This is a genomic window from Antarctobacter aquimaris (genome assembly GCF_900184945.1).
Lineage (GTDB): Bacteria > Pseudomonadota > Alphaproteobacteria > Rhodobacterales > Rhodobacteraceae > Maliponia > Maliponia aquimaris.
The window spans coordinates 135,584-154,345 of the sequence record NZ_FXYF01000011.1 but is presented as its reverse complement, the minus strand read 5'-3'; the positions used below and the strand labels follow the sequence as shown (position 1 = coordinate 154,345).

The 18,762-nt window shown below is 65.7% G+C and carries 20 protein-coding genes; 5 read left to right on the top strand and 15 right to left on the bottom strand.

All coding sequences use genetic code 11. From position 1 onward, the window contains the following. The first annotated feature begins 36 nt into the window (after positions 1-36). Positions 37-834, top strand: coding sequence for a transglutaminase family protein (locus MAA8898_RS18480; RefSeq protein ID WP_094022506.1), 798 nt, complete (start codon positions 37-39; stop codon positions 832-834). 18 nt (positions 835-852) lie between these two features. Here MAA8898_RS18480 and MAA8898_RS18475 read toward each other — a convergent pair whose 3' ends face one another. The 3 genes from MAA8898_RS18475 to MAA8898_RS18465 form a co-directional block, all read right to left on the bottom strand. Continuing rightward, complete coding sequence (locus tag MAA8898_RS18475) at positions 853-1,218, bottom strand: RidA family protein (RefSeq protein ID WP_094022505.1); 366 nt, start codon at positions 1,216-1,218, stop codon at positions 853-855. Between the two features lie 83 nt (positions 1,219-1,301). Then, positions 1,302-2,567, bottom strand: a complete 1,266-nt coding sequence (clpX, locus tag MAA8898_RS18470; RefSeq protein WP_094022504.1) for an ATP-dependent Clp protease ATP-binding subunit ClpX — start codon at positions 2,565-2,567, stop codon at positions 1,302-1,304. Positions 2,568-2,742: 175 nt separating this feature from the next. Then, complete coding sequence (locus MAA8898_RS18465) at positions 2,743-3,375, bottom strand: ATP-dependent Clp protease proteolytic subunit (protein ID WP_094022503.1); 633 nt, start codon at positions 3,373-3,375, stop codon at positions 2,743-2,745. 144 nt (positions 3,376-3,519) lie between these two features. Here MAA8898_RS18465 and MAA8898_RS18460 point away from each other — a divergent pair, with 144 nt between their 5' ends. Beyond that, complete coding sequence (locus MAA8898_RS18460) at positions 3,520-4,734, top strand: FAD-binding domain-containing protein (protein WP_094022502.1); 1,215 nt, start codon at positions 3,520-3,522, stop codon at positions 4,732-4,734. 13 nt (positions 4,735-4,747) lie between these two features. On the opposite strand, the gene MAA8898_RS18455 is transcribed toward MAA8898_RS18460, so the two are convergent. From MAA8898_RS18455 to MAA8898_RS18400, 12 genes are all read right to left on the bottom strand, one after another. After that, positions 4,748-5,659 (bottom strand): cation diffusion facilitator family transporter, encoded by a 912-nt coding sequence (locus tag MAA8898_RS18455; protein WP_094022501.1) that lies wholly within the window; start codon positions 5,657-5,659, stop codon positions 4,748-4,750. 273 nt (positions 5,660-5,932) lie between these two features. Next, on the bottom strand, positions 5,933-7,195 hold the full coding sequence (locus MAA8898_RS18450) for an NAD(P)/FAD-dependent oxidoreductase (RefSeq protein WP_094022525.1): 1,263 nt from the start codon (positions 7,193-7,195) through the stop codon (positions 5,933-5,935). A gap of 400 nt (positions 7,196-7,595) precedes the next feature. Further along, positions 7,596-8,312, bottom strand: a complete 717-nt coding sequence (locus tag MAA8898_RS18445; RefSeq protein WP_094022500.1) for a c-type cytochrome — start codon at positions 8,310-8,312, stop codon at positions 7,596-7,598. 6 nt (positions 8,313-8,318) lie between these two features. After that, positions 8,319-9,584: a c-type cytochrome gene (locus tag MAA8898_RS18440; RefSeq protein WP_094022499.1), complete on the bottom strand. Its 1,266-nt coding sequence runs from the start codon at positions 9,582-9,584 to the stop codon at positions 8,319-8,321. Beyond that, positions 9,568-10,845 carry a sulfite dehydrogenase gene (gene soxC, locus MAA8898_RS18435; protein ID WP_094022498.1) on the bottom strand — a complete coding sequence of 426 codons (1,278 nt, stop codon included), beginning with the start codon at positions 10,843-10,845 and terminating at the stop codon, positions 9,568-9,570. The genes MAA8898_RS18440 and soxC overlap by 17 nt, the downstream gene beginning before the upstream one ends. Positions 10,846-10,938: 93 nt before the next feature. Then, positions 10,939-12,639 carry a thiosulfohydrolase SoxB gene (gene soxB / locus MAA8898_RS18430; protein ID WP_094022497.1) on the bottom strand — a complete coding sequence of 567 codons (1,701 nt, stop codon included), beginning with the start codon at positions 12,637-12,639 and terminating at the stop codon, positions 10,939-10,941. 98 nt (positions 12,640-12,737) lie between these two features. After that, complete coding sequence (gene soxA / locus MAA8898_RS18425; RefSeq protein WP_094022496.1) at positions 12,738-13,589, bottom strand: sulfur oxidation c-type cytochrome SoxA; 852 nt, start codon at positions 13,587-13,589, stop codon at positions 12,738-12,740. A gap of 62 nt (positions 13,590-13,651) precedes the next feature. Then, entirely contained in the window at positions 13,652-13,981 is a 330-nt protein-coding gene (gene soxZ, locus MAA8898_RS18420; protein ID WP_094022495.1) for a thiosulfate oxidation carrier complex protein SoxZ, read from the bottom strand. Positions 13,982-14,013: 32 nt separating this feature from the next. Beyond that, complete coding sequence (gene soxY / locus MAA8898_RS18415) at positions 14,014-14,448, bottom strand: thiosulfate oxidation carrier protein SoxY (protein ID WP_094022494.1); 435 nt, start codon at positions 14,446-14,448, stop codon at positions 14,014-14,016. 23 nt (positions 14,449-14,471) lie between these two features. Further along, positions 14,472-14,951 (bottom strand): sulfur oxidation c-type cytochrome SoxX, encoded by a 480-nt coding sequence (gene soxX, locus MAA8898_RS18410; protein ID WP_094022493.1) that lies wholly within the window; start codon positions 14,949-14,951, stop codon positions 14,472-14,474. Between the two features lie 412 nt (positions 14,952-15,363). Beyond that, positions 15,364-15,948, bottom strand: a complete 585-nt coding sequence (locus MAA8898_RS18405) for a thioredoxin family protein (protein ID WP_094022492.1) — start codon at positions 15,946-15,948, stop codon at positions 15,364-15,366. A 63-nt stretch (positions 15,949-16,011) separates the two neighbouring features. Further along, the gene (locus MAA8898_RS18400) at positions 16,012-16,749 is read right to left on the bottom strand and encodes a cytochrome c biogenesis CcdA family protein (RefSeq protein WP_094022491.1); all 738 of its coding nucleotides are present in this window, start codon (positions 16,747-16,749) and stop codon (positions 16,012-16,014) included. Between the two features lie 138 nt (positions 16,750-16,887). Here MAA8898_RS18400 and MAA8898_RS18395 point away from each other — a divergent pair, with 138 nt between their 5' ends. From MAA8898_RS18395 to MAA8898_RS18385, 3 genes are all read left to right on the top strand, one after another. Then, positions 16,888-17,208 carry a thioredoxin fold domain-containing protein gene (locus MAA8898_RS18395; protein WP_370738630.1) on the top strand — a complete coding sequence of 107 codons (321 nt, stop codon included), beginning with the start codon at positions 16,888-16,890 and terminating at the stop codon, positions 17,206-17,208. 15 nt (positions 17,209-17,223) lie between these two features. Further along, a complete protein-coding gene (locus tag MAA8898_RS18390) occupies positions 17,224-17,568 on the top strand; it encodes an ArsR/SmtB family transcription factor (RefSeq protein WP_094022489.1) in 345 nt (114 codons plus the stop codon). A gap of 130 nt (positions 17,569-17,698) precedes the next feature. Then, entirely contained in the window at positions 17,699-18,757 is a 1,059-nt protein-coding gene (locus MAA8898_RS18385) for a YeeE/YedE family protein (protein ID WP_094022488.1), read from the top strand. The last annotated feature ends 5 nt before the right edge of the window (positions 18,758-18,762 follow it).

The following is an 18,762-nucleotide window of genomic DNA, read 5'->3' as shown; positions in this document are numbered from 1 at the left end:
TTTCCGGGCGCGGCCCGTGACCATCGCGAGAGACCCATGCAGCTGACGATCCGCCACACCACCCGCTACCGCTTTGAGGAGCCGGTCAACTTTGGCCTGCAACAACTGCGCAAGACGCCGAAGTCGCGCCACAACCAGAAGGTTCTCGACTGGAAGACCGAAGTCAGCGGTGGCCAGAAGGAATTGCAGTACGTCGATCACCACCAGAACACCGTCGAACTGATCGGCCTCGCAAAAGGCACGCAGGAGCTGACCATCACCTGCGAAGGCACGGTGGAACTGGGCGAAACGCATGGCATCGTGGGCAGGCACCAGGGGCCGGGGCCGCTGTGGCTGTACCTGCGCCCCACCCCGCGCACCAAGCCGGGGGCTGCGTCGCGTGCGTTGGTGCGCGGACTGCCCGAAGGGACCGAGCTGAGCCGGGCGCACGCCCTGATGGCGGCCATCGCCGAGGCGGTCAGTTACGAGGTGGGCGCGTCAGAGGCGGACTGGACCGCCGAGGATGCGCTTGCCGAGGGCAAGGGCGTCTGCCAGGACCACACACACGTCTTCCTGGCCTGCGCGCGCGAGATGGGGCTGCCGGCGCGCTATGTCTCGGGCTACCTGTTGCTGGACGACCGGGTGGACCAGGACGCCATGCACGCCTGGGCCGAGGCGCATATTCCCGAGCTGGGCTGGGTCGGCTTTGACTGTTCGAACTGCATTTCGCCGGATCGGCGCTATGTCCGCGTGGCGACCGGGCTGGACTACCACGACGCCGCTCCGGTGCGGGGTACGCGGCAGGGCGGCGCGGGCGAGGTGCTGGACGTGGCGATAGAGGTCGCGCAGCAGTAGCGCTGCACGTCACCGCCCTCAGGCCCCGGGAGCCAGCACGGTCAGTTCGATCTCGATGCGGTACTTTGGGTCGATCAGCGCGCATTCCACCATGGTGGCAGCGGGCGGGTTGGCGCCGAACGCTTCGCGCAGGATCGGCCAGCAAGGTTCGAATTCGTGCCGGTCCGGCAGGTAGTAGGTGACGCGCACCGCGTCCGACAGGCTGGCGCCCGCCTTGTCCAGCGCCGCCTGGATGGTTGCCAAAGCGGCGCGGCACTGGTCCTGCACGGTCTCCCCCTGCCCCACCGTCCCGGCGACATGCACGAAACCGCCCGCAACAACGGCACGGCAATAGCCGATCCTTTCCTCGAAGGGGCTGCCCGAATGGATGCGGGTGATGGTCATCTGGCTGTCCTGTAACAATTGGTCTGCGGCAAAAGGAAAGGCGGGGAAAAACCCCGCCTTACGGTCGTGACATGCGCCCTGGCTTACCCGGCAGAAGCGCCCTCTTTCTTCTGATCGGCGTAGATCATCAGCGGCTTGGCATCCGAATTCACCGCCTCTTCGTTCACCACCACCTCGATCACCTCGTCCATGCCCGGCAGTTCGAACATGGTGTCCAGGAGGATGCCCTCGAGGATGGAGCGCAGCCCCCGCGCGCCCGTCTTGCGCGCGATGGCGCGCTTGGCGATGGCGGCCAGCGCGTCCTCGGTGAAGGCCAGCTTGGTGTCCTCCATCTCGAACAGGCGCTGGTACTGCTTGACCAGGGCGTTCTTGGGTTGGGTCAGGATGGTGACAAGCGCATCCTCATCCAGATCCTCGAGCGTCGCGATCACCGGCAGGCGGCCGACGAATTCCGGGATCAGGCCGAATTTCAGCAGGTCCTCGGGTTCGAGATCCTTGAACATCTCGCCGACATTGCGCTGGTCATTGTCGCGGACATCGGCGCCAAAGCCCATGGCCGACCCCTTGCCGCGCTGCGCGATGATCTTTTCAAGACCGGCAAAGGCGCCGCCGCAGATGAACAGGATGTTGGTGGTGTCCACCTGCAGGAACTCCTGCTGCGGATGCTTGCGCCCGCCCTGCGGCGGAACCGAGGCCACCGTACCTTCCATCAGCTTGAGCAGCGCCTGCTGCACGCCCTCGCCCGACACGTCGCGGGTGATCGAGGGGTTTTCCGACTTGCGGGTGATCTTGTCGACCTCGTCGATGTAGACGATGCCGCGCTGCGCGCGCTCCACGTTGTATTCCGACGCCTGCAGCAGCTTGAGGATGATGTTTTCCACGTCCTCGCCCACATACCCGGCCTCGGTCAGCGTGGTGGCATCGGCCATGGTAAAGGGCACATCCAGGATGCGCGCCAGCGTCTGCGCCAGCAGGGTCTTGCCGCAGCCGGTCGGGCCGATCAGCAGGATGTTGGACTTGGCCAGCTCGATGTCCGAGGACTTCTGCGCGTGGTTCAGCCGCTTGTAGTGGTTGTGCACGGCGACGGAGAGCACGCGCTTGGCCTTCTGCTGGCCGATCACGTAGTCGTCCAGCACATTGCAGATCTCGCGCGGCGTGGGGACGCCGTCGGCGGACTTGAGCCCCGCGCCCTTGGTCTCTTCACGGATGATGTCCATGCAGAGTTCGACGCATTCGTCACAGATGAAGACGGTGGGGCCTGCGATCAGCTTGCGCACTTCGTGCTGACTCTTGCCGCAGAAACTGCAGTAGAGGGTGTTCTTGCTATCGCCGCCTGAATTCGTTGCCATAGTGAACCTTTCCCGGTCTCGATCCCGGTTATTCCGCTTCGCCGACGGTCGGCTTTGCGCCCCACATCACCACCTGCCGCCAGTATCCGGTCAGCTTAGGCCACGTCACCGGGCGCGACAATCCGAAAATTGGCCCCGCGCCGGTCATCGGAGCGGGGCCGCTCGACACAGCGCCTTACTTGTCACCGCCTTCGCCTTCGGGCACGCGCGAGGTCACGATTTCGTCAATCAGGCCCCACTCCTTGGCCTTTTCGGCATCCATGAAGTTGTCGCGCTCCAGCGCGGCCTCGACCGTTTCGTAGGGCTGGCCGGTGTGCTTGACATAGATCTCGTTCAGGCGCCGCTTCAGCTTCAGCGTCTCCTCGGCGTGAATCATGATGTCCGTCGCCTGGCCCTGGTAGCCGCCCGACGGCTGGTGGACCATGATCCGCGAGTTGGGCAGCGAGAAGCGCATGCCCTTGGCCCCGGCGGTCAGCAGCAGCGAACCCATCGACGCCGCCTGCCCGATCACCAGCGTGGAGACCTTCGGCTTGATGTACTGCATGGTGTCGTAGATCGACAGGCCCGAGGTGACGACACCACCGGGGCTGTTGATATACATCGAGATTTCCTTGGACGGGTTCTCGGCCTCGAGGTGCAGCAACTGCGCGACCACCAGCGACGACATGCCGTCATGCACCGGCCCGTTCAGGAAGATGATCCGTTCCTTCAGCAGGCGCGAGAAGATGTCGTAGGCGCGTTCGCCGCGGCTTGTCTGCTCGACCACCATGGGCACGAGGTTCATGTAGGTCTCATACGGGTCTTTCATCACGGCCTGCCTGCTCTGCTACTTCTGGGAATGTCGTAACGCGTGTTGGTTACCCGAGTCTTAGTATCGCCCCCCGGGGGCCGCAAGGGGCGGGCGCGAAATGGGTAGCCTTGCAGGACGGCGGGACCGCCCTACCCTCGCGGCATGAGCGAACAGACAGAATTCCAGCCCACCCGGGCCGCCGCGCTGGAGACGCTGAGCCGGTTCGTGCCCCACGCCGGCCGCAGCTATGCCGCCCGTCGCAACCATGACATGGGTCCGGGGCGGCACAATGCCGTGTCGGGCCTGTCGCCCTACATCCGCCACCGGGTGCTGACCGAGGAAGAGGTGCTGGCGGCGGTCCTGGGACGGCATTCCGCGCAGGCAGCCGAAAAGTTCCTGCAGGAGGTCTATTGGCGGACCTACTGGAGGGGCTGGCTGGAAATGCGGCCCGCAGTCTGGACCGCCTACCAGGCCGACCTGCGCCGCGCGCTGGACGCGGTGCAGACCCAGGGCACGCTACGCGCCCGGTGGGAGGACGCCTGCCTGGGACAGACCGGCATCGACTGTTTCGATGCCTGGGCGCGGGAACTGGCACAAACCGGCTACCTGCACAATCACGCGCGGATGTGGTTCGCCTCGATCTGGATATTCACGCTGCGGCTGCCGTGGGAGCTGGGCTCGGATCTCTTCTTGCGCCACCTGCTGGATGGCGACCCTGCGTCGAACACGCTCAGCTGGCGCTGGGTGGCGGGTTTGCAGACGCCGGGCAAGACCTACCTCGCGCGCCCCGACAACATCGCCACCTATACCGAGGGCCGCTTTCGACCCGCCCCAAGCACGCTGGCGACCACTGCCCCGCCTGTCGACGGCCCGCCGCCCCCACCGCGCCGGGCGCTGCCGTCCCCGGCCCGCTTCGATCCGGCCCGCCGCACCGCTTTCGCGCTGCACGAAGACGACCTGTCGCCGGGTTGGCTGCTGGACCAGGGTCTGAGCCCCGCCGCTACCGCACTGCTGGGCGCCAGCGCCCGGTTGTCACCGCTGCTGGTCGCGCCGCAAGTGACCGACTTCCGCCGCGCCCTGCTGCAAGAGACCGCGACCCGCTGGCACGACCGCCTCGGCCCGCTTTCCGGTCCGGTCGAGACAGCGGAGCAGATGACGGACTGGGCACGGAACCTTGGGGCCGAGCAGATCGTCACCGCCTACGCCCCGGTCGGCCCGGTGGCCGAGGTCTTGTCGCAGGTGACAGACGTGCCAATTGTGCAGGTCATGCGCCCCTACGACGCGCAGGCTTGGCCGCATGCCACAGCCGGTTTTTTCAAGTTCAAGGACCAGATCCCGCGCCTGCTGGGCCAGATCAAGGGGTTGACCCTGGCCTGAACTGGCAATCCGCTCAGTGCCCGATCCGCCGCGCACCCGTGCAGACATGGGCGGAGCATTCCATTTCCAGCGTCACATGAGTCAGCCCGTGACGTTCCGCGAGGATAGTCTTCACCGCATCCTTGATCGCGTCGGCCCGCGCCCAGGCCCCGGTCTCGATCACCATGTGCGCCTGCAACGCGGTCTGATGCTCGTCCATCAGCCACAGGTGCGCATGGTGCAGCCCCTGCACCCCCTCGACCGCTTCGGCCGTTTCCAGGACACGCTCGGCCGACAGCCGCGGCGGGCTGCCCAGCATCAAGATGCGGATCACCCCGCCAATCTCCGACCAGGCCATCCACAGGATGTAGCCCGCGATCAGCAGGGTGATCGCCGGATCCACCCAGGTCCAGCCAAAGGCCCAGATCAGCGCCCCCGCCAGGATCACCGCCAACGACCCCAGCGCATCCGCCATGTTGTGCATGAAAGCCGCGCGGATGTTCACGCTGGTCTTCGACAGGCTGTAGGTCAGCGCCGCGGTCGCAAGGTCAACCACCAGCGCCACCGCCGCGATTGCGATCACCAGCCAGCCGATCACCTCCTGCGGATCGAAGAACCGCAGGACCGCCTCGTAAACCAGGTAGAGCCCGATCACGATCAGTGTGGTCAAGTTGATCAGCGCGGCCACGACCTCGGCGCGCGCATAGCCGAAGGTCATCACGTCGTCCGATGGCCGCCGCGCGATCCGCCGCGCCCAGGCGGCGATGACCAGGCTCGCCGCGTCGGAAAAGTTGTGCAGGGCATCGGCGATCATGGCGAGCGAGCCGGACAGGAGGCCCCCCGCGACCTGCGCGACCGTCAGCAGCAGGTTGACGCCGATGGCCGCCGCCATGCGCGTGTCGCCGGCTTCGGGGTCTACAGGGTGATGGTGGTGATCGTGGGGCATGGACCGAGGAGGCGCGGTTTTCCCGGCAGGGTCAAGCGGTGCGGAGGCGCGTGCATGCGGCAGGGCGACGCGCCGATCCACATCGGTCCTGAACGCCTGCGCGCTTTGCCGGGGTCATCGAGACTGTCCCGGGCTTCTTCTCTGTTGAAATACCCTCGGAGGACATATGCCGCCCCCGTGCCGAGGATCGAACAGGCAAACGGCGGCGGGCGCAGCCCGCCGCCGCCGGTCGCCGCGCGCCAGCGCGGCGAAACCCCTTTCATCAGGCCGGCGTCAGCCGAACATGTCCGAGGTGATCCCCGCGTACCAGCCCAGCGATTCCTCGTAGGTCGCCTTGCGCATCGCCGCGTCCTCGCCGGTCTGGCTGACAAAGCTCGACACGCTGGCGATCTTCTCCTCGGTGGGCTCATAGGCCGCGCCCACCTTCACCCCGTCGTCGGTCGCGATCAGCGACCAGCAGGTGTTGGAGTATTTCGCCGGGAAAACGCGGCTGCCGGTCAGCGCGCCGCGTACCGCCATGGCCGCCACCTTGGCCTGCGAATTGGCCGAGTAGCCGGACTTCGGCATGTCGCCCTGGTTGGTGGCGTCGCCCAGGATGTGGATGTTCTCATCCATCCGCGACACCATGCTGTGCCCGTCCACCGGCGCCCAATTGCCGTCGGTCAGCCCGGCGGCGTCGCAGATCAACCCGGCCTTCTGCGCCGGGATCACGTTGCAGACGTCGGCCTTGACGATCTCGCCGTCGATGTCGACCTCCATGGTCGCCGGGTTCACCGTGACGTTGCCGCCGCCGAAATCCGGGCCGAGCCGCTCGATCATGCCGCCATAGTGGTTCTGCCAGCCTTCCTCGAACAGCGCCTGCTTGGAATACTTGTCCTTCGGGTCGGCGATGATGATCTTGGCGGTCGGGTTCTTCTCCTTGAGCACATGCGCCACCATGCTGATCCGCTCGTAGGGGCCGGGCGGGCAGCGGTAGGGGTTCGGCGGCGCGATCATCACATAGGTGCCGCCCTCGGGCATGCTCTCGACCTGCGCCCTCAGCAGCGCGGTCTGGGTGCCGGCCTTGTAGGCGTGCGGCATGACGGTCTGCGCCGACAGATCCCAGCCCGGCACCGAACCTTCGACAAAGTCGATGCCCGGCGAGATGATCAGCCGGTCATAGGGCACCCGCCCGCCCCCGGCCAGGGCCACCGTCTTGGCATCGCGGTCCACACCCGTCGCCCAGTCGTGCACCACGTTGATGCCGTGGTCCGTGGCCAGCTTGGCATAGCTGTGCGCGAGGCTCTCCAGCGTGCGAAAGCCGCCGATGTAGAGGTTCGAGAAAAAGCAGGTGTAATAGCTGCGCGTCGGTTCGATCAGCGTGACGTCGATCTCGCCGTTCGAATCCTTGGCGACGTAGCGGGCCGCTGTCGCGCCCCCGGCCCCGCCGCCGATCACCACCACGCGCGGCTTGCCCTGCGCGCGCACCATGGGCGCCGAAAGCGCGGCCGCCGCCGCCGTGGCGCTGCCGAGAAAAGCTCTTCTGTTCAATGTCATGTCCATCTCCTCCTTGTGGGACAGTCGGTCTGGCTCCTGGGCCCCGGCTGGTTGAAGGTCCCGGGGTCGCAGGCAGGCTGGGTCGTCAAAACGAAAACCCCGCGCGGCACGGGGCAGCGCGGGGGTCTCTTCGTTTGGAAAAAGTCTTGATGGGCGTCAGGCCGCCGCGTCAGGCCGGCAACAGGCCGAGGAACGCCGCCAGCGCCAGAAGGGCGCCCAACATCACAATCCGGGTGGCAAAGGTCATCTGCATGAGTTTCCCCAAAATCGCCCGGGGCACGCGCCCCGGCTTCAAAACCGCGCGCCCGGACCTGGCCCGGACACAGGGGCGAAGCGCCCCTGACAGGCAATCTTGCTGCGAAACGGGTCTCTCTCAATTGCGGAATACCCGACCCTCCGGTCATTCGATGGTGGCGAAATAGGCGGCCAGCGCCGCGATCTCCTCGTCAGACAGTCTTCCTGCCATCATCTGCATGACCGGGTGCGGACGCAACTTCCGTTTGTAGGCGTGCATGGCGACGACGAAATCTTCCTCGTGCCATTTGACGATCGAGGGAATGCCCTCGTCCGCGCCGTCCCGCTTGTGGCAGGTCAGGCACTCCGAGGCGAGGTATTCACCGTAAGCCACGTCGCCGACGATGGCGAGGGTATCGGGCGCAAGCTCCACCTCGCGGCGGATGGCGGTCGGTGCGGATTCCGGGATGTCCTGCGGGCTGGCAGTGAAGCTGCGCAGGTAGGCCAGCACGTCTTGGCGGTCCTGCGGGTCCTTGATCCCCCGGAAAGACATGCGCGTGCCAGAGACCAGCGCACGCGGGTTCTCGATGTAGGCGTCAAGATTGCGCAGGGTCCAGGTCAGGCCGTCATTATGCGCGCGATCCATCGAGTCAGAGTAATCAAACCCCTCGATGCTGCCGGCGCGGCGACCGAAGAGGCTGTTGAGATGCGGACCGGCGCGGTTCTCCGCGCCCGGACCGACCTGGTGACAGCCGCTGCACTTCTGAAAAATTTTCGCCCCGCGATCGGCGTCACCGATCAGCTGGGCGTTCTCCTCAGCCTGTGCGGCCCCCCAGAAGAGGGGGGCCAGCGAGACGAGGGCTGTCAAGACCAGCCTCTTCATCGTGTCTTACTGCGAAAAGGACTTCAGGTAGGCGATCATCGCCGCCACGTCGCTGTCCTTCCTCAGCCCGGCAAAGGCCATCTTGGTGCCCTTCACCTCGCCCTTGGGGTTGGCCAGGAAGGCGGCCAGCGTGGCGTCGTCCCAGACGCCGCCGTGCTCGGCCATGCCGCTGGAATACTTGAAGTCATCGAGACCGCCGACCGCGCGGCCCACGATGCCGTTCAGCTGCGGGCCGACGCGGTTCGCGGCACCTTCGCCGATCTGGTGGCAGGCCTTGCACTTGCCAAAGACCTTCTCGCCGGCGGCGACAAGTTCCGGGTCCAGCGCATCGGCGGCGGGTTCGGCGGCGGGGGCCGCGGCCGGTGCCGCCTCGGCCGCGGGGGCCGCTTCGGCTGCCGGAGCAGGCTCGACCGCGGCCACAGCCTCGGGCTCCGGCGCCGGGTCGGCGGCGGCGCCCTCTTCCTGCGGCGTCACGTCCAGCACGGTGGCGCGCATGGTGATCTCGACGCTGTCCTTGCAGTTTTCCATGCAGGGCTCGGTGCGCCAGACCGTGTACTCGGTCTCGGCGCGGTCGTCGACGATGAAGCCTTCGGCGTTGGGCAGGGTGACCTGCGGCAACGTCTCTTGCGTCAGGTCAAAGTCATCCTCGATCACGTCGTTCATGTAGAGGATGTAGGCGACGATGGCATAGGTGTCGTCGACCGTCAGCGACTGCGCGTTGCCGAAGGGCATGGAGCGGTGGACGTAGTCCCAGACCGTGCTGGTGTAGGGCCAGTAGGACCCCACCGTCTTCAGCGGATCGTCGCGGTCGAGCGTGTCCATGCCGCCGGCCAGCTTGGGCCAGTTGTCGACCCCCTCGGCAAAGGAGCCGTGGCAGGCCGCGCAGTTGTCCTCGAAGATCGGCTCGCCGTCCAGCGCGTTGCCGGTGCCGACCGGCAGGCCGGTGCCGTCCGGGCTGACGTCCAGGTTCCAGGCGGCGATTTCCTCGGGCAGGGCCTCGCGGCCCAGGCCAAAGCGCAGGCCCTTGGAATCCCCGTTGTCGGCATGCGCGGCGCCAACCAGGCCGCCGTCGGCCGCCGCCGGGTCCGCAGCCGGGGCCTCGGCCGTCTGGACCGGGGCCGCGGGTGTCGGGATCGGCGCGGGCAGTTCGCCCAACATCTGCGGCTTGTCCGGGAAATGCGCGACATTGCGGTCGGCAAAGTTGTAGGCGCCCAGCAGAAGAAGGCCGATGCCGCCAACGGCTCCGCCGAAAAGATTAAGAGACTTCGACATTTTCGGCCTCCCCGTTGGTTTTCACATGCCAGGTCTGGATGCAGTTGTTGTGATAGATCGAATTCAGCCCGCGGACAGAGCGCAGCTGCGCCTTGGTCGGCTGGACATAGCCGGTCTCGTCCATCGCGCGCGACTGGATCAGCATGTCCTCGCCGTTCCAGGTGGTGTCGAGGTAGAAGCGGGTCAGCGCCTTGTCCTCGCCCGGGGCCGCGAGGCGCGCGGTCTCCCAGGTCTTGCCGCCGTCCTTGGACACGTCGACGCGGGTGATCTTGCCGTGGCCCGACCAGGCCATGCCGGTGATGACCAGCGGCCCTTGGCCATGGGTGATGGGGGCCTGCGGGCTGGGCGAGGTGATGACGGACTTGGCGTCCATCACCCAGGTCCACTTGCGCGAGGTGCCGTCGGCCAGCGTGTCGGTGTATTTCGAGGTCTCTTCGCGGCTTTCGACCGGGCCGTCGAGGACCTCGACGCGGCGCAGCCACTTGACCCACATGTTGCCTTCCCAGCCGGGAACCACCAGGCGGACCGGGTAGCCGTGCTCCTTGCGCAGCGCCTCGCCATTGGCCTTGAAGGCGACGAGGACGTCGTCCATCGCCTTTTCCATCGGGATCGAGCGGCCGTTCGACGAAGCGTCGGCGCCCTCGACATAGACCCACTTGTCCTTGAGGTCGCCCGCCGCATCCAGGCCGGCTTCGGCCAGCAGGGTGCGCAGCGGCACGCCGGTGTATTCCATGTTGTGGATCATGCCGTGGGTGAACTGCGCGCCGTTCAACTGTGCGCCCGCCCATTCCATCCCGGTGTTGGCCGCGCACTCGCAGAAATAGACGTGCTGTTCACGCGGGAACCGCTCCAGATCGGCGTAGGAAAAGACCAGCGGCTTGTCGACCAAGCCGTTGATCATCAGCCGGTAATCGTCTTTCGACAGCTCGATCGCGCCCGAATGGTGCCGCTCAAAAGCGCAGCCCTGCGGGGTGATCGTGCCGTCCAGCGCGTGGATCGGCGTGAAGTTGATCGACGAAATGGTGTCGGCGGTCAGCCATTCCACGTTGCGGCGGATGACATCGCCTTCGAACTTGATCGGCAGGCCGTAGGGCGTGGCGTCGACTCCGTCGCCAAAGCCGCTGGCCCAGGGCTGGACCTCGGTGATCAGCGGATCGGGGGTGGCGGCGCGGACGCCGGTGGCGGCCACCGCCCCTGCGCCAAGTGCCGCGGCACTGGTCAGGAACTGGCGGCGGGAGGGGCCGTTGCTTTCCTTGCTCATTGGGTTCTCCTTACGGATCATTTCATTCATCTATGTGAATGACTTGGCGAGAATTTCGGCGGGCCAAGGCCCGCCGGAAAGACGTGGGTGCGTTCAGGCGTTGACCACTTCGACGGTGTCGCGCGGTTGAACCGACACGGTCCCCATCTTACGGATGTGGCTTTCGACCACGTCCCAGATTTGCGGCCCCTCGGTGCCCTCGTTGACCGAGGCCCAGCCCGCGACGACGTAATTCTTGGCCGGGTCGATGGCCTCGCCGGTCTTGAGCAGGGTCATATTGGTGATCCGCTCGCCCTGCGGCTTGGTCACGTCGCAGCGGTAGCCCATGCCACCGATGCGGACCATGTCGCCGCCCTGCTGGTAGTACGGGTCGGGGTTGAAGATGTTGTCGGCCACGTCCTCGAGGATGATCTTGATGAACTCGCCGGTCATCTCGGTGCGGTAGGCCGCGCCGTAGGTCATCGAGGTGACGTTCCAGATGTCCTCGCGCGTGATGTCGTCGCCGGGGATCAGCGACGGACCCCAGCGCACACCCGGCGACATGGCGATGTCGGCCTCACGCTCGGACAGCAGCGCGTCGCAGATCAGGTCGTCCCAGGTGCCGTTGAAGTTGCCGCGACGGTACAGCAGCGAGTCGGTCTTGCCGATCACCTCGGACAGCTCGGCGGCATAGGGCGCGCGCTGTTCGTCGATCAGGGCGGCCATCTCCGGGTCCGGCGCGATCACGTCCGAGAAGATCGGGATCAGCTTGTGCCGGAAGCCCATCATGCGGCCGTCGCGCACGTCCAGATCGACGCGGGAGACGAATTTGCCGTTCGACCCCGAGGCGATCAGGATGGTTTCGCCCACCAGCACCGGTTCGGGCAGCGCGTCGTGGGTGTGGCCGGTCAGGATGATATCGATGCCGGTGACCTTGGAGGCCATCTTCTTGTCGACGTCAAACCCGTTGTGCGACAGGCAGACCACCAGGTCCGCGCCCTGCTCGCGGACCTCGTCCACCATGGCCTGCATGTTCTCGTCGCGGATGCCAAAGGAGAACTCGGGGAACATCCAACGCGGGTTGGCGATGGGCATGTAGGGGAAGGCCTGGCCGATGACGGCGATCTTGGCGCCGCCACGCTCGAAGAAGGTGTAGGGCGGGAAAAGATCCAGCAGCGGTTCGTCCCACTCGGCGTCAAAGATGTTCTGGCCCAGCGCGGCGAAGGGCAGGCCTTCGACCAGTTCCCTGACCCGGTCGGTGCCCAGCGTGAATTCCCAGTGGAAGGTCATCGCGTCGGGCTTCAGCCCGTTCATGACGTTGACCATGTCCTGCCCCTGCGTGTGATAGCAGGTGTAGGAGCCGTGCCAGGTGTCGCCGCCGTCCAGCAGCAGCGCGTCGGGACGGTCGGCGCGGATGGCTTTGACCACGGTCGCCACGCGGTCCATGCCGCCGACCTTGCCGTAACCGCGGGCGAGCGCCTCGAAATCGCCCGAGCTGAGCGCGTAATGCGAGGGCGAACCGTCCTCGATGCCGTAGAGCTTGCGAAAATCCGCGCCCGTGACGTGGGGCACGGCGCCGCGGTTGCCGCCGACACCGATGTTGACCGAGGGTTCGCGGAAGTAGATCGGCTTCAGCTGCGCATGGATGTCGGTGACGTGGATCAGGCTCACGTTGCCGAAGGTGTCGAATTGCAAAAGCTGGTCCTGGGTCAGCTTCTGCTGCGCGGCCAGCCGCGCCCAGTTGCCGAAGCCGGAGCCCCCGAGCATTGCGGAGGCCGCCATGGACACTTGCAGGAAATCGCGTCTTGAGATCATGGGGAGGGTCTTTCTATCTCATGACACACATGCGCATGTGTGAATGGGTTGACAAGGAGAAACCCCGCGCCAGTCGCCTGACGCGGGGTTGCCGGGATTTATTGACGGACGGAGGGTCCTTCGACGCTCAGGCCGTTGCCGCGCGACGCGACATACAGCTCAAGTGCGATGAACTCCGGCGAGCCGACCGAGAAGGTTTCGGCGCGGGTGTCGCGGATGCAGCCGCGGAAACGGTTGTGCGTCTGCACCAGGCCGGCATTCTTCAGTCGGTAGGTCGGGAAACCGTTGATCTGGCCCTGCGACAGGTGGTCGGCGCGGATGTAGTTGCCATAGTTCTGTTCGTGGCAGTTGGCACACGACAGTTCGAGCTGGCCGAATCGGGTGTAGTAGATTTCCTTGCCCTTCTCGTAGAACTCGGCGGCGGGGCCGTCGGTCGCCACGTTCACGGGCATCCCGCGCGACTGCACCGAGATCAGCGCCTCCATGGCGGTCATCTGGTCGCCGTCATACTTGTAGGCTTCGGCGCCCATCTGTTCGGTCCGGCAGTTGTTGATCTGCATGGCCAGCGTGCGCATCTCGCCGGCTTCCTCGTTCCACTTCGGATAGACCGCGCGGACACCCTTCATGCTGTCGGCTGCATCGCCGTGGCAGTCCGCGCAGGACTTGCCGGCAGTGCCTTCGGCGGTGTTCCAGGCATCCATGGCCTGATCCACGAAGATCATCCCCGGGTTGTCGAAGGTGTCGAGCTGCATGGCCTGGGTGTCATCCTCGCGGAAGTGCCAGCCCGAGATCGCGGTGTCGATGCCGGCCTCGGCCAGCGCCGGCGGCGCGGGAACCTTGGTCATGATCTCCTGCCCGTCGATCGTCAGCACATCGTCGTCGGCACCTCCGGCAAAGGCCACCGGCGCCAGCAGCAGTGCGGCCATAGCCGTCATTGCCTTGAATTTCATATAGTTACCCTCCCAATTGGCGATCCCGCCCCACGTCGCGCGGGGCAGGATTCTCTTGCCTGTCAGCCGACTTCGACGGTCTTGACGTCCTCGTAGACAGAGCCGTCATCGTCGTACCAGGTGAACTTCAGATCGCCCGTTTCCGGAATGGTCGCGTCGAATTCGAAGTACGGGTTGGTCGAGATCGCCGGCGCGAGAACGATGTCGATCACGTTCTGCCCGTTGAAGTCGCAGGTAAAGCGCCAGATGATCGAACGCGGGATCAGGTTGCCCGAGCTGTCCTTGCGCTGGCCCGACTCCATGTTGTGGGAGATCAGGGTCTTGAGGGTCACGACCTCGCCGGCGGATGCCGACTTGGGGGCCTTGACGCGGGGTTTGACATCGGATGCCATGTTTCAGAACTCCTCTGGAATGAGCCGCAGGGTCAGCCGCCGCAGCCGCCGATGGTGACCTTGACGGTCTTCATCGCGGTCACGTAGCTGCCGTCTGCCATCTTGGCGATGGCCTGCACGTCCTGCGTGCCGGCAAGGCGGATACGGGTCGACGCCACGCGCGAACCGGCGAGCGGGCCAAAGCGGAAGGTGGCGACACCCGGTGTCGGGTTGCCAAGCGCGTAGACGCGCACCTCGACCGCGCCGGGGGCGTCGATCGAGACCGGAACGGTGTTGCCGTTCTCGGCGATTTCCGGCGCGTTCAGCGTCAGATCACCCGTTCCCGCCGTCGCTCCGGCCAGGAAATCGTCGGGGTTACCGACCATCTCGGCGTCGGCGGCGGCCTGTGCAACCGCGTGCATCGGCAGCAGCGCCATCGCCGCTGCACCTGCACCCAGCGCCAGGGTTTCACGTCTCGTGAAGTCCATGGTGTTTCTCCTAGATTAGAAGGTCAGCTGTCCTGCAGCGTCAGCAGGTAGGCGACCACATCCTCGATTTCCTGGGCCGACAGGATCGGCGTCAGGTCTTCCTCTTTCGCGGCCTTCCCGGTGTAGCCATCGCCGGGACGGATAAAGCCGCTGGTCTTGTAGAAGGCCGGCATCACCGAACCTTCGAATGTCTTCTTGGCGTTGGCGAGGATGCCGCGCAGTTCGGCCTCGGAGCGATAGCCACCGACACCGTCCAGCGTCGGACCAACCTCGCCATGGAACAGCTCGTCCTTGAGGGCCGTCACTTCATGGCAGGCGATGCAGTTGCCCTTGCCGCGGTCGACCATCACTTCGCGGCCGACGTCGGGGTTGCCCGCCACGCCGGTCAGCGAAGCCTCGACCTCGCCATACTCGCCGTATTGGACATCTCCGGGAGCCACCGTCTCTGCGAACGCGGATCCGGCAATCAGAGCTGCCACCGCTGTCAGTGCTGTAAGCCTCATATTCCCTCCCTAGGCTTTATGGCCCCCTGCGAGGCCCTAGCTGATCGCTATTGCGGCGTACCGTAGGCCACCGGACATCCATTTCGCAACAACAAATTCACGGATGTGAATTATTGCTCCGTTTCGCCGCACGCTCCCGCGGCACCGGGGGCTTGCACCGGCCTGCCCTTGCTCCGATGACCCGCCAAATTCGGCAAGTTTGTCAGGGGATTGCTCGTGCGCCGTCCCCGGACCCATGTCGACGCGACCTGCCCCTGCTGCCCGCTCCGTACCGTGCGAGGCACCGACAACCACCGTGTTTGCAGCGGATCAGCACGGCAAAAAGGGCGTGGCACGGCACTCACGGCCACCCGCCATCCCGCAACCTCGAATCGCATGGCGCAGCGATAATGGCGCAGCAGCAATAGCGACCTCAGTCGAAGCTGCCGTTGCTGCGCTCCTGGATGCGACGCGCGTGGTAGCGCTGAAAATCCTCGCCGGTCTCGGCCTCCATGTCATAACGCTTTTCCGCGACCCAGGTGAACATGTCGATCGAAGTTCCCTTTCCAAAGGCACCGGGCATCACCGCGACGGCCGCCTCGACCGCTGTCACCCCTTCGGGCACCTCCTCGGGCAGAAAGACGATGTTGGGCGTGAACAGCACCCGCCATTTGCGGGCCATGTCCTTTTCGCTCAGCACCTCACCGTCGAAGTCGGTGACCTCGATGTCACCGTGCAGGTTCAACTGTACAACGAAATAGTGGTTCTCGATGTACTCGGAGATCTTCGGGTCCGAAAAGACCTCTTCGTGCATCTGGCGGCAGTAGATGCAGCCGCGCTGTTCGAAGAACAGCACCAGCCGCTTGCCCTCGGCGTTGGCCTCTTGCAGGTCCTCGCGCAGGTCCTTGAAGGTGTCGCGCATCCACGGGCTCTTGTAGAGCCCGTCGTCGCCCATCTCCTGCGCCGCCACCGGCAGCGCCATGATCACGGCCAAGGCCACCCCGATCCATGTCTTCATCCGATCTTCCTCCCTCTGGCGCGATGCGGGACAGGCGCCCACCCTCGCGGCGTTGCGTGTCCGTCAGCTCAGCGATGTCCAGGACGGGAACGTCTCGATCATCCACTGGGCGATCATGTTCACCGTATCGGTCGCGATGAGAATCGCAAAGACGATGAGCATGCCGCCCATCACCTTCTCGACATACTGAAGCTTGTTCCTGTGGCGGGCCGTCCACTTCAGGAACGGCCCGGAAAACAGCGCCGCCACCACGAAGGGCGCGGTCATGCCCACACCGTAGACCAGCAGCAGGAGCCCCCCGCGGGTGATGTCGCCCATGCCCGAGGCGATCATCAGGATCGAGGCCAGCGCCGGACCGACGCAGGGCGTCCAGCCAAAGCCGAAGGCGAGGCCCATCAGGTAGGCGCCCAGCAGCGTCGTCGGCTTGGCGCTGCTTTCCAGCCGCGCCTCGCGGTACAGCAGCCCGATCCGCAGCACGCCCAGGAAATGCAGGCCGAACAGCGCGAGAATCACCACCGCCACCCATTTCAGCGTGTCGAGGTAGTCGGCAAAGGCCTGCCCGATCGCCGTGGCCCCCATGCCCAGCAGCACAAAGATCGTGGTGACCCCGGCGGCAAACAGCACCGCCGACAGGATCAGCCGCCGTTGCGCGCCGCGCGAAATGCCGGCGTCTGCCCGCAGTTCCGCCATGGAAATCCCGGCCATGTAGCACAGGTAGAACGGCACCATCGGCAGGATGCAGGGGGTGAAAAAGCTCAGAAGCCCGGCAAATGCCGCACCGGCGAAGGATATCTCGAGCACGTCTGGCCGCCTCTGCTTGAATAATTCACATATTCAGATTAGGTTGTTCGTTGAGTTTGCGTCAATCGGTGCGACATGCGATCCGTGAAATTCTTTTTGGCCGCCGGCATTGGACTTGTTTTCAGCGCCGCGACCGCCTTGGCGTCCGACCTCCGCCTGATCATGGTGGAGCAGCCGGGCTGTGCCTATTGCGCCGCCTGGGATGACCAGATCGCGCCCGCCTACCCACACACCGCAGAGGGCCGCTTTGCGCCGCTGGTGCGCGCCGACCTGCACATGGGGCCGCCCGAGGGCGTGACCTATGCCCGCCGGGTCAGCTTTACGCCGACCTTCATCCTGGTGGAGGATGGACGGGAAATTGCCCGCATGGAAGGCTACGTGGGCGAGGATTTCTTCTGGCCGGTCTACGCCAAGCTGCTGGCACAGCACACGGCGTTCGAACCCACAGATGGCCAATGAGACAAGGCACGAACGATGGCTCTTCCGGTACTGCACGACGATCTGACCGACGCCGAACTCGACGCGATCGTGGACAAGGCGACAACCGCGTCGTCCTTTCTCAAGGCGATCAGCCACGAGGGACGGCTGATGATCCTGTGCCATCTCGTCACCGGGGAAAAGTCGGTCACCGAACTCGAGGACCTGCTGTCCGCCCGGCAGGCCGCGGTCAGCCAGCAACTGTCACGGCTGCGGCTCGAAGGGCTGGTGATCCCCCGGCGCGACGGCAAGGCGATCTATTACCGGCTGGCGGACGACAAGCCGCGCAAGATGCTGGAATGCGTCTACGACCTGTTCTGCCGCGACGACAATGACGTCTGACCTGACCCGCTGACGACCCGCGGGCCAGGGCCCGGGATCGCGCAGCCGTGCACGCCGGACGCTTGCACGCGCATCAGGTTCTTTGCATACTTTGGTGGACAATGGACGTCCGGGCGGGGAGGGCCTGTCCATGAGCGAATTCCTGACCGAACATCACATCGTGGCGCTGATCGGGCTGGTCAGTGGGCTGCTGCTGGGGCTGGCGGCGCGACTGGGGCGGTTCTGCACCCTGGGCGCGATCGAGGATGCGCTCTACGGCGACTCGACCGTGCGGCTGCGGATGTGGGGCATGGCGATGGGGCTGGCGGTGTTGGGCAGTTTCGCCCTGATGGCCACGGGCCTGCTGGACGGCGGCGCGACCTATTACCTCTCGATCCGCTGGATGCCGCTGGCCTCGGTCCTGGGCGGGCTGGTGTTCGGCTACGGCATGGCGCTGTCGGGCATGTGCGGTTACGGCGCGATCGCGCGTCTGGGCGGCGGCGACCTGCGCAGTTTCGTGATCGTGCTGGTGATGGGGGTGGCCACCTTTGTCGTGTTGTCCGGGCCGCTGGCGCCGCTGCGCGACATGGTCTTTCCGCAGGTGCCGGTCACGACCGAGGTGCCGCCGGGCATCGCACACCAACTGTCGCAGCTGACGGGCGTGCCGGTGACGGCGCTGGGCATGGTAATCGGCGCGCTCATTCTGGCCGGCTCCGCCGCGTCGCGCGCGGTCTGGGCCAAGCCGGCGCAGGCCGCCTGGGCGTCGGCGGTCGGACTGGCGGTGGTGATCGCCTGGGCGGGCACATCCTGGGTTTCCCGCACCGGGTTCGAGGACTTGCCGGTGGTGTCACACAGCTTTGCCGCGCCACTGGGCGACACCATCCTGTGGTGGATGACCGGTTCGGCCCGGCCGCTGAGCTTTGCGGTGGGATCGGTCGCGGGGGTCTGGGGCGGCGCCTTCATCGGGTCGCTGATCAAGGGGCATTTCCGCTGGGAAGCCTGCGAGGACCCGCGCGAGCTGCGCCGCCAGATCATCGGCGCAGCGCTGATGGGCGGCGGCGCGGTGATCGCGCTGGGCTGTTCGGTGGGCCAGGGCCTGTCCGCCTTTTCCGTGCTGGCGCTGTCGGCTCCGGTCACCTTCGCGGCGATTTTTGCCGGGGCGGCGCTGGGTCTGCGGCAACTGATCCTGGGATTTCAGCCGGCCGAGTGACCCCG

Coding starts and splice junctions, on each gene's coding strand:
- soxB (WP_094022497.1), bottom strand. CDS start 12,639: ATGATCTCAAGACGCGATTTCCTGCAAGTGTCCATGGCGGCCTCCGCA.
- MAA8898_RS18460 (WP_094022502.1), top strand. CDS start 3,520: ATGAGCGAACAGACAGAATTCCAGCCCACCCGGGCCGCCGCGCTGGAG.
- MAA8898_RS18390 (WP_094022489.1), top strand. CDS start 17,224: ATGGCTCTTCCGGTACTGCACGACGATCTGACCGACGCCGAACTCGAC.
- MAA8898_RS18480 (WP_094022506.1), top strand. CDS start 37: ATGCAGCTGACGATCCGCCACACCACCCGCTACCGCTTTGAGGAGCCG.
- MAA8898_RS18440 (WP_094022499.1), bottom strand. CDS start 9,584: ATGTCGAAGTCTCTTAATCTTTTCGGCGGAGCCGTTGGCGGCATCGGC.
- MAA8898_RS18455 (WP_094022501.1), bottom strand. CDS start 5,659: ATGCCCCACGATCACCACCATCACCCTGTAGACCCCGAAGCCGGCGAC.
- soxZ (WP_094022495.1), bottom strand. CDS start 13,981: ATGGCATCCGATGTCAAACCCCGCGTCAAGGCCCCCAAGTCGGCATCC.
- MAA8898_RS18475 (WP_094022505.1), bottom strand. CDS start 1,218: ATGACCATCACCCGCATCCATTCGGGCAGCCCCTTCGAGGAAAGGATC.
- MAA8898_RS18450 (WP_094022525.1), bottom strand. CDS start 7,195: ATGACATTGAACAGAAGAGCTTTTCTCGGCAGCGCCACGGCGGCGGCG.
- MAA8898_RS18465 (WP_094022503.1), bottom strand. CDS start 3,375: ATGAAAGACCCGTATGAGACCTACATGAACCTCGTGCCCATGGTGGTC.
- soxA (WP_094022496.1), bottom strand. CDS start 13,589: ATGAAATTCAAGGCAATGACGGCTATGGCCGCACTGCTGCTGGCGCCG.
- soxX (WP_094022493.1), bottom strand. CDS start 14,951: ATGAGGCTTACAGCACTGACAGCGGTGGCAGCTCTGATTGCCGGATCC.
- MAA8898_RS18445 (WP_094022500.1), bottom strand. CDS start 8,312: ATGAAGAGGCTGGTCTTGACAGCCCTCGTCTCGCTGGCCCCCCTCTTC.
- soxY (WP_094022494.1), bottom strand. CDS start 14,448: ATGGACTTCACGAGACGTGAAACCCTGGCGCTGGGTGCAGGTGCAGCG.
- MAA8898_RS18385 (WP_094022488.1), top strand. CDS start 17,699: ATGAGCGAATTCCTGACCGAACATCACATCGTGGCGCTGATCGGGCTG.
- clpX (WP_094022504.1), bottom strand. CDS start 2,567: ATGGCAACGAATTCAGGCGGCGATAGCAAGAACACCCTCTACTGCAGT.
- soxC (WP_094022498.1), bottom strand. CDS start 10,845: ATGAGCAAGGAAAGCAACGGCCCCTCCCGCCGCCAGTTCCTGACCAGT.
- MAA8898_RS18405 (WP_094022492.1), bottom strand. CDS start 15,948: ATGAAGACATGGATCGGGGTGGCCTTGGCCGTGATCATGGCGCTGCCG.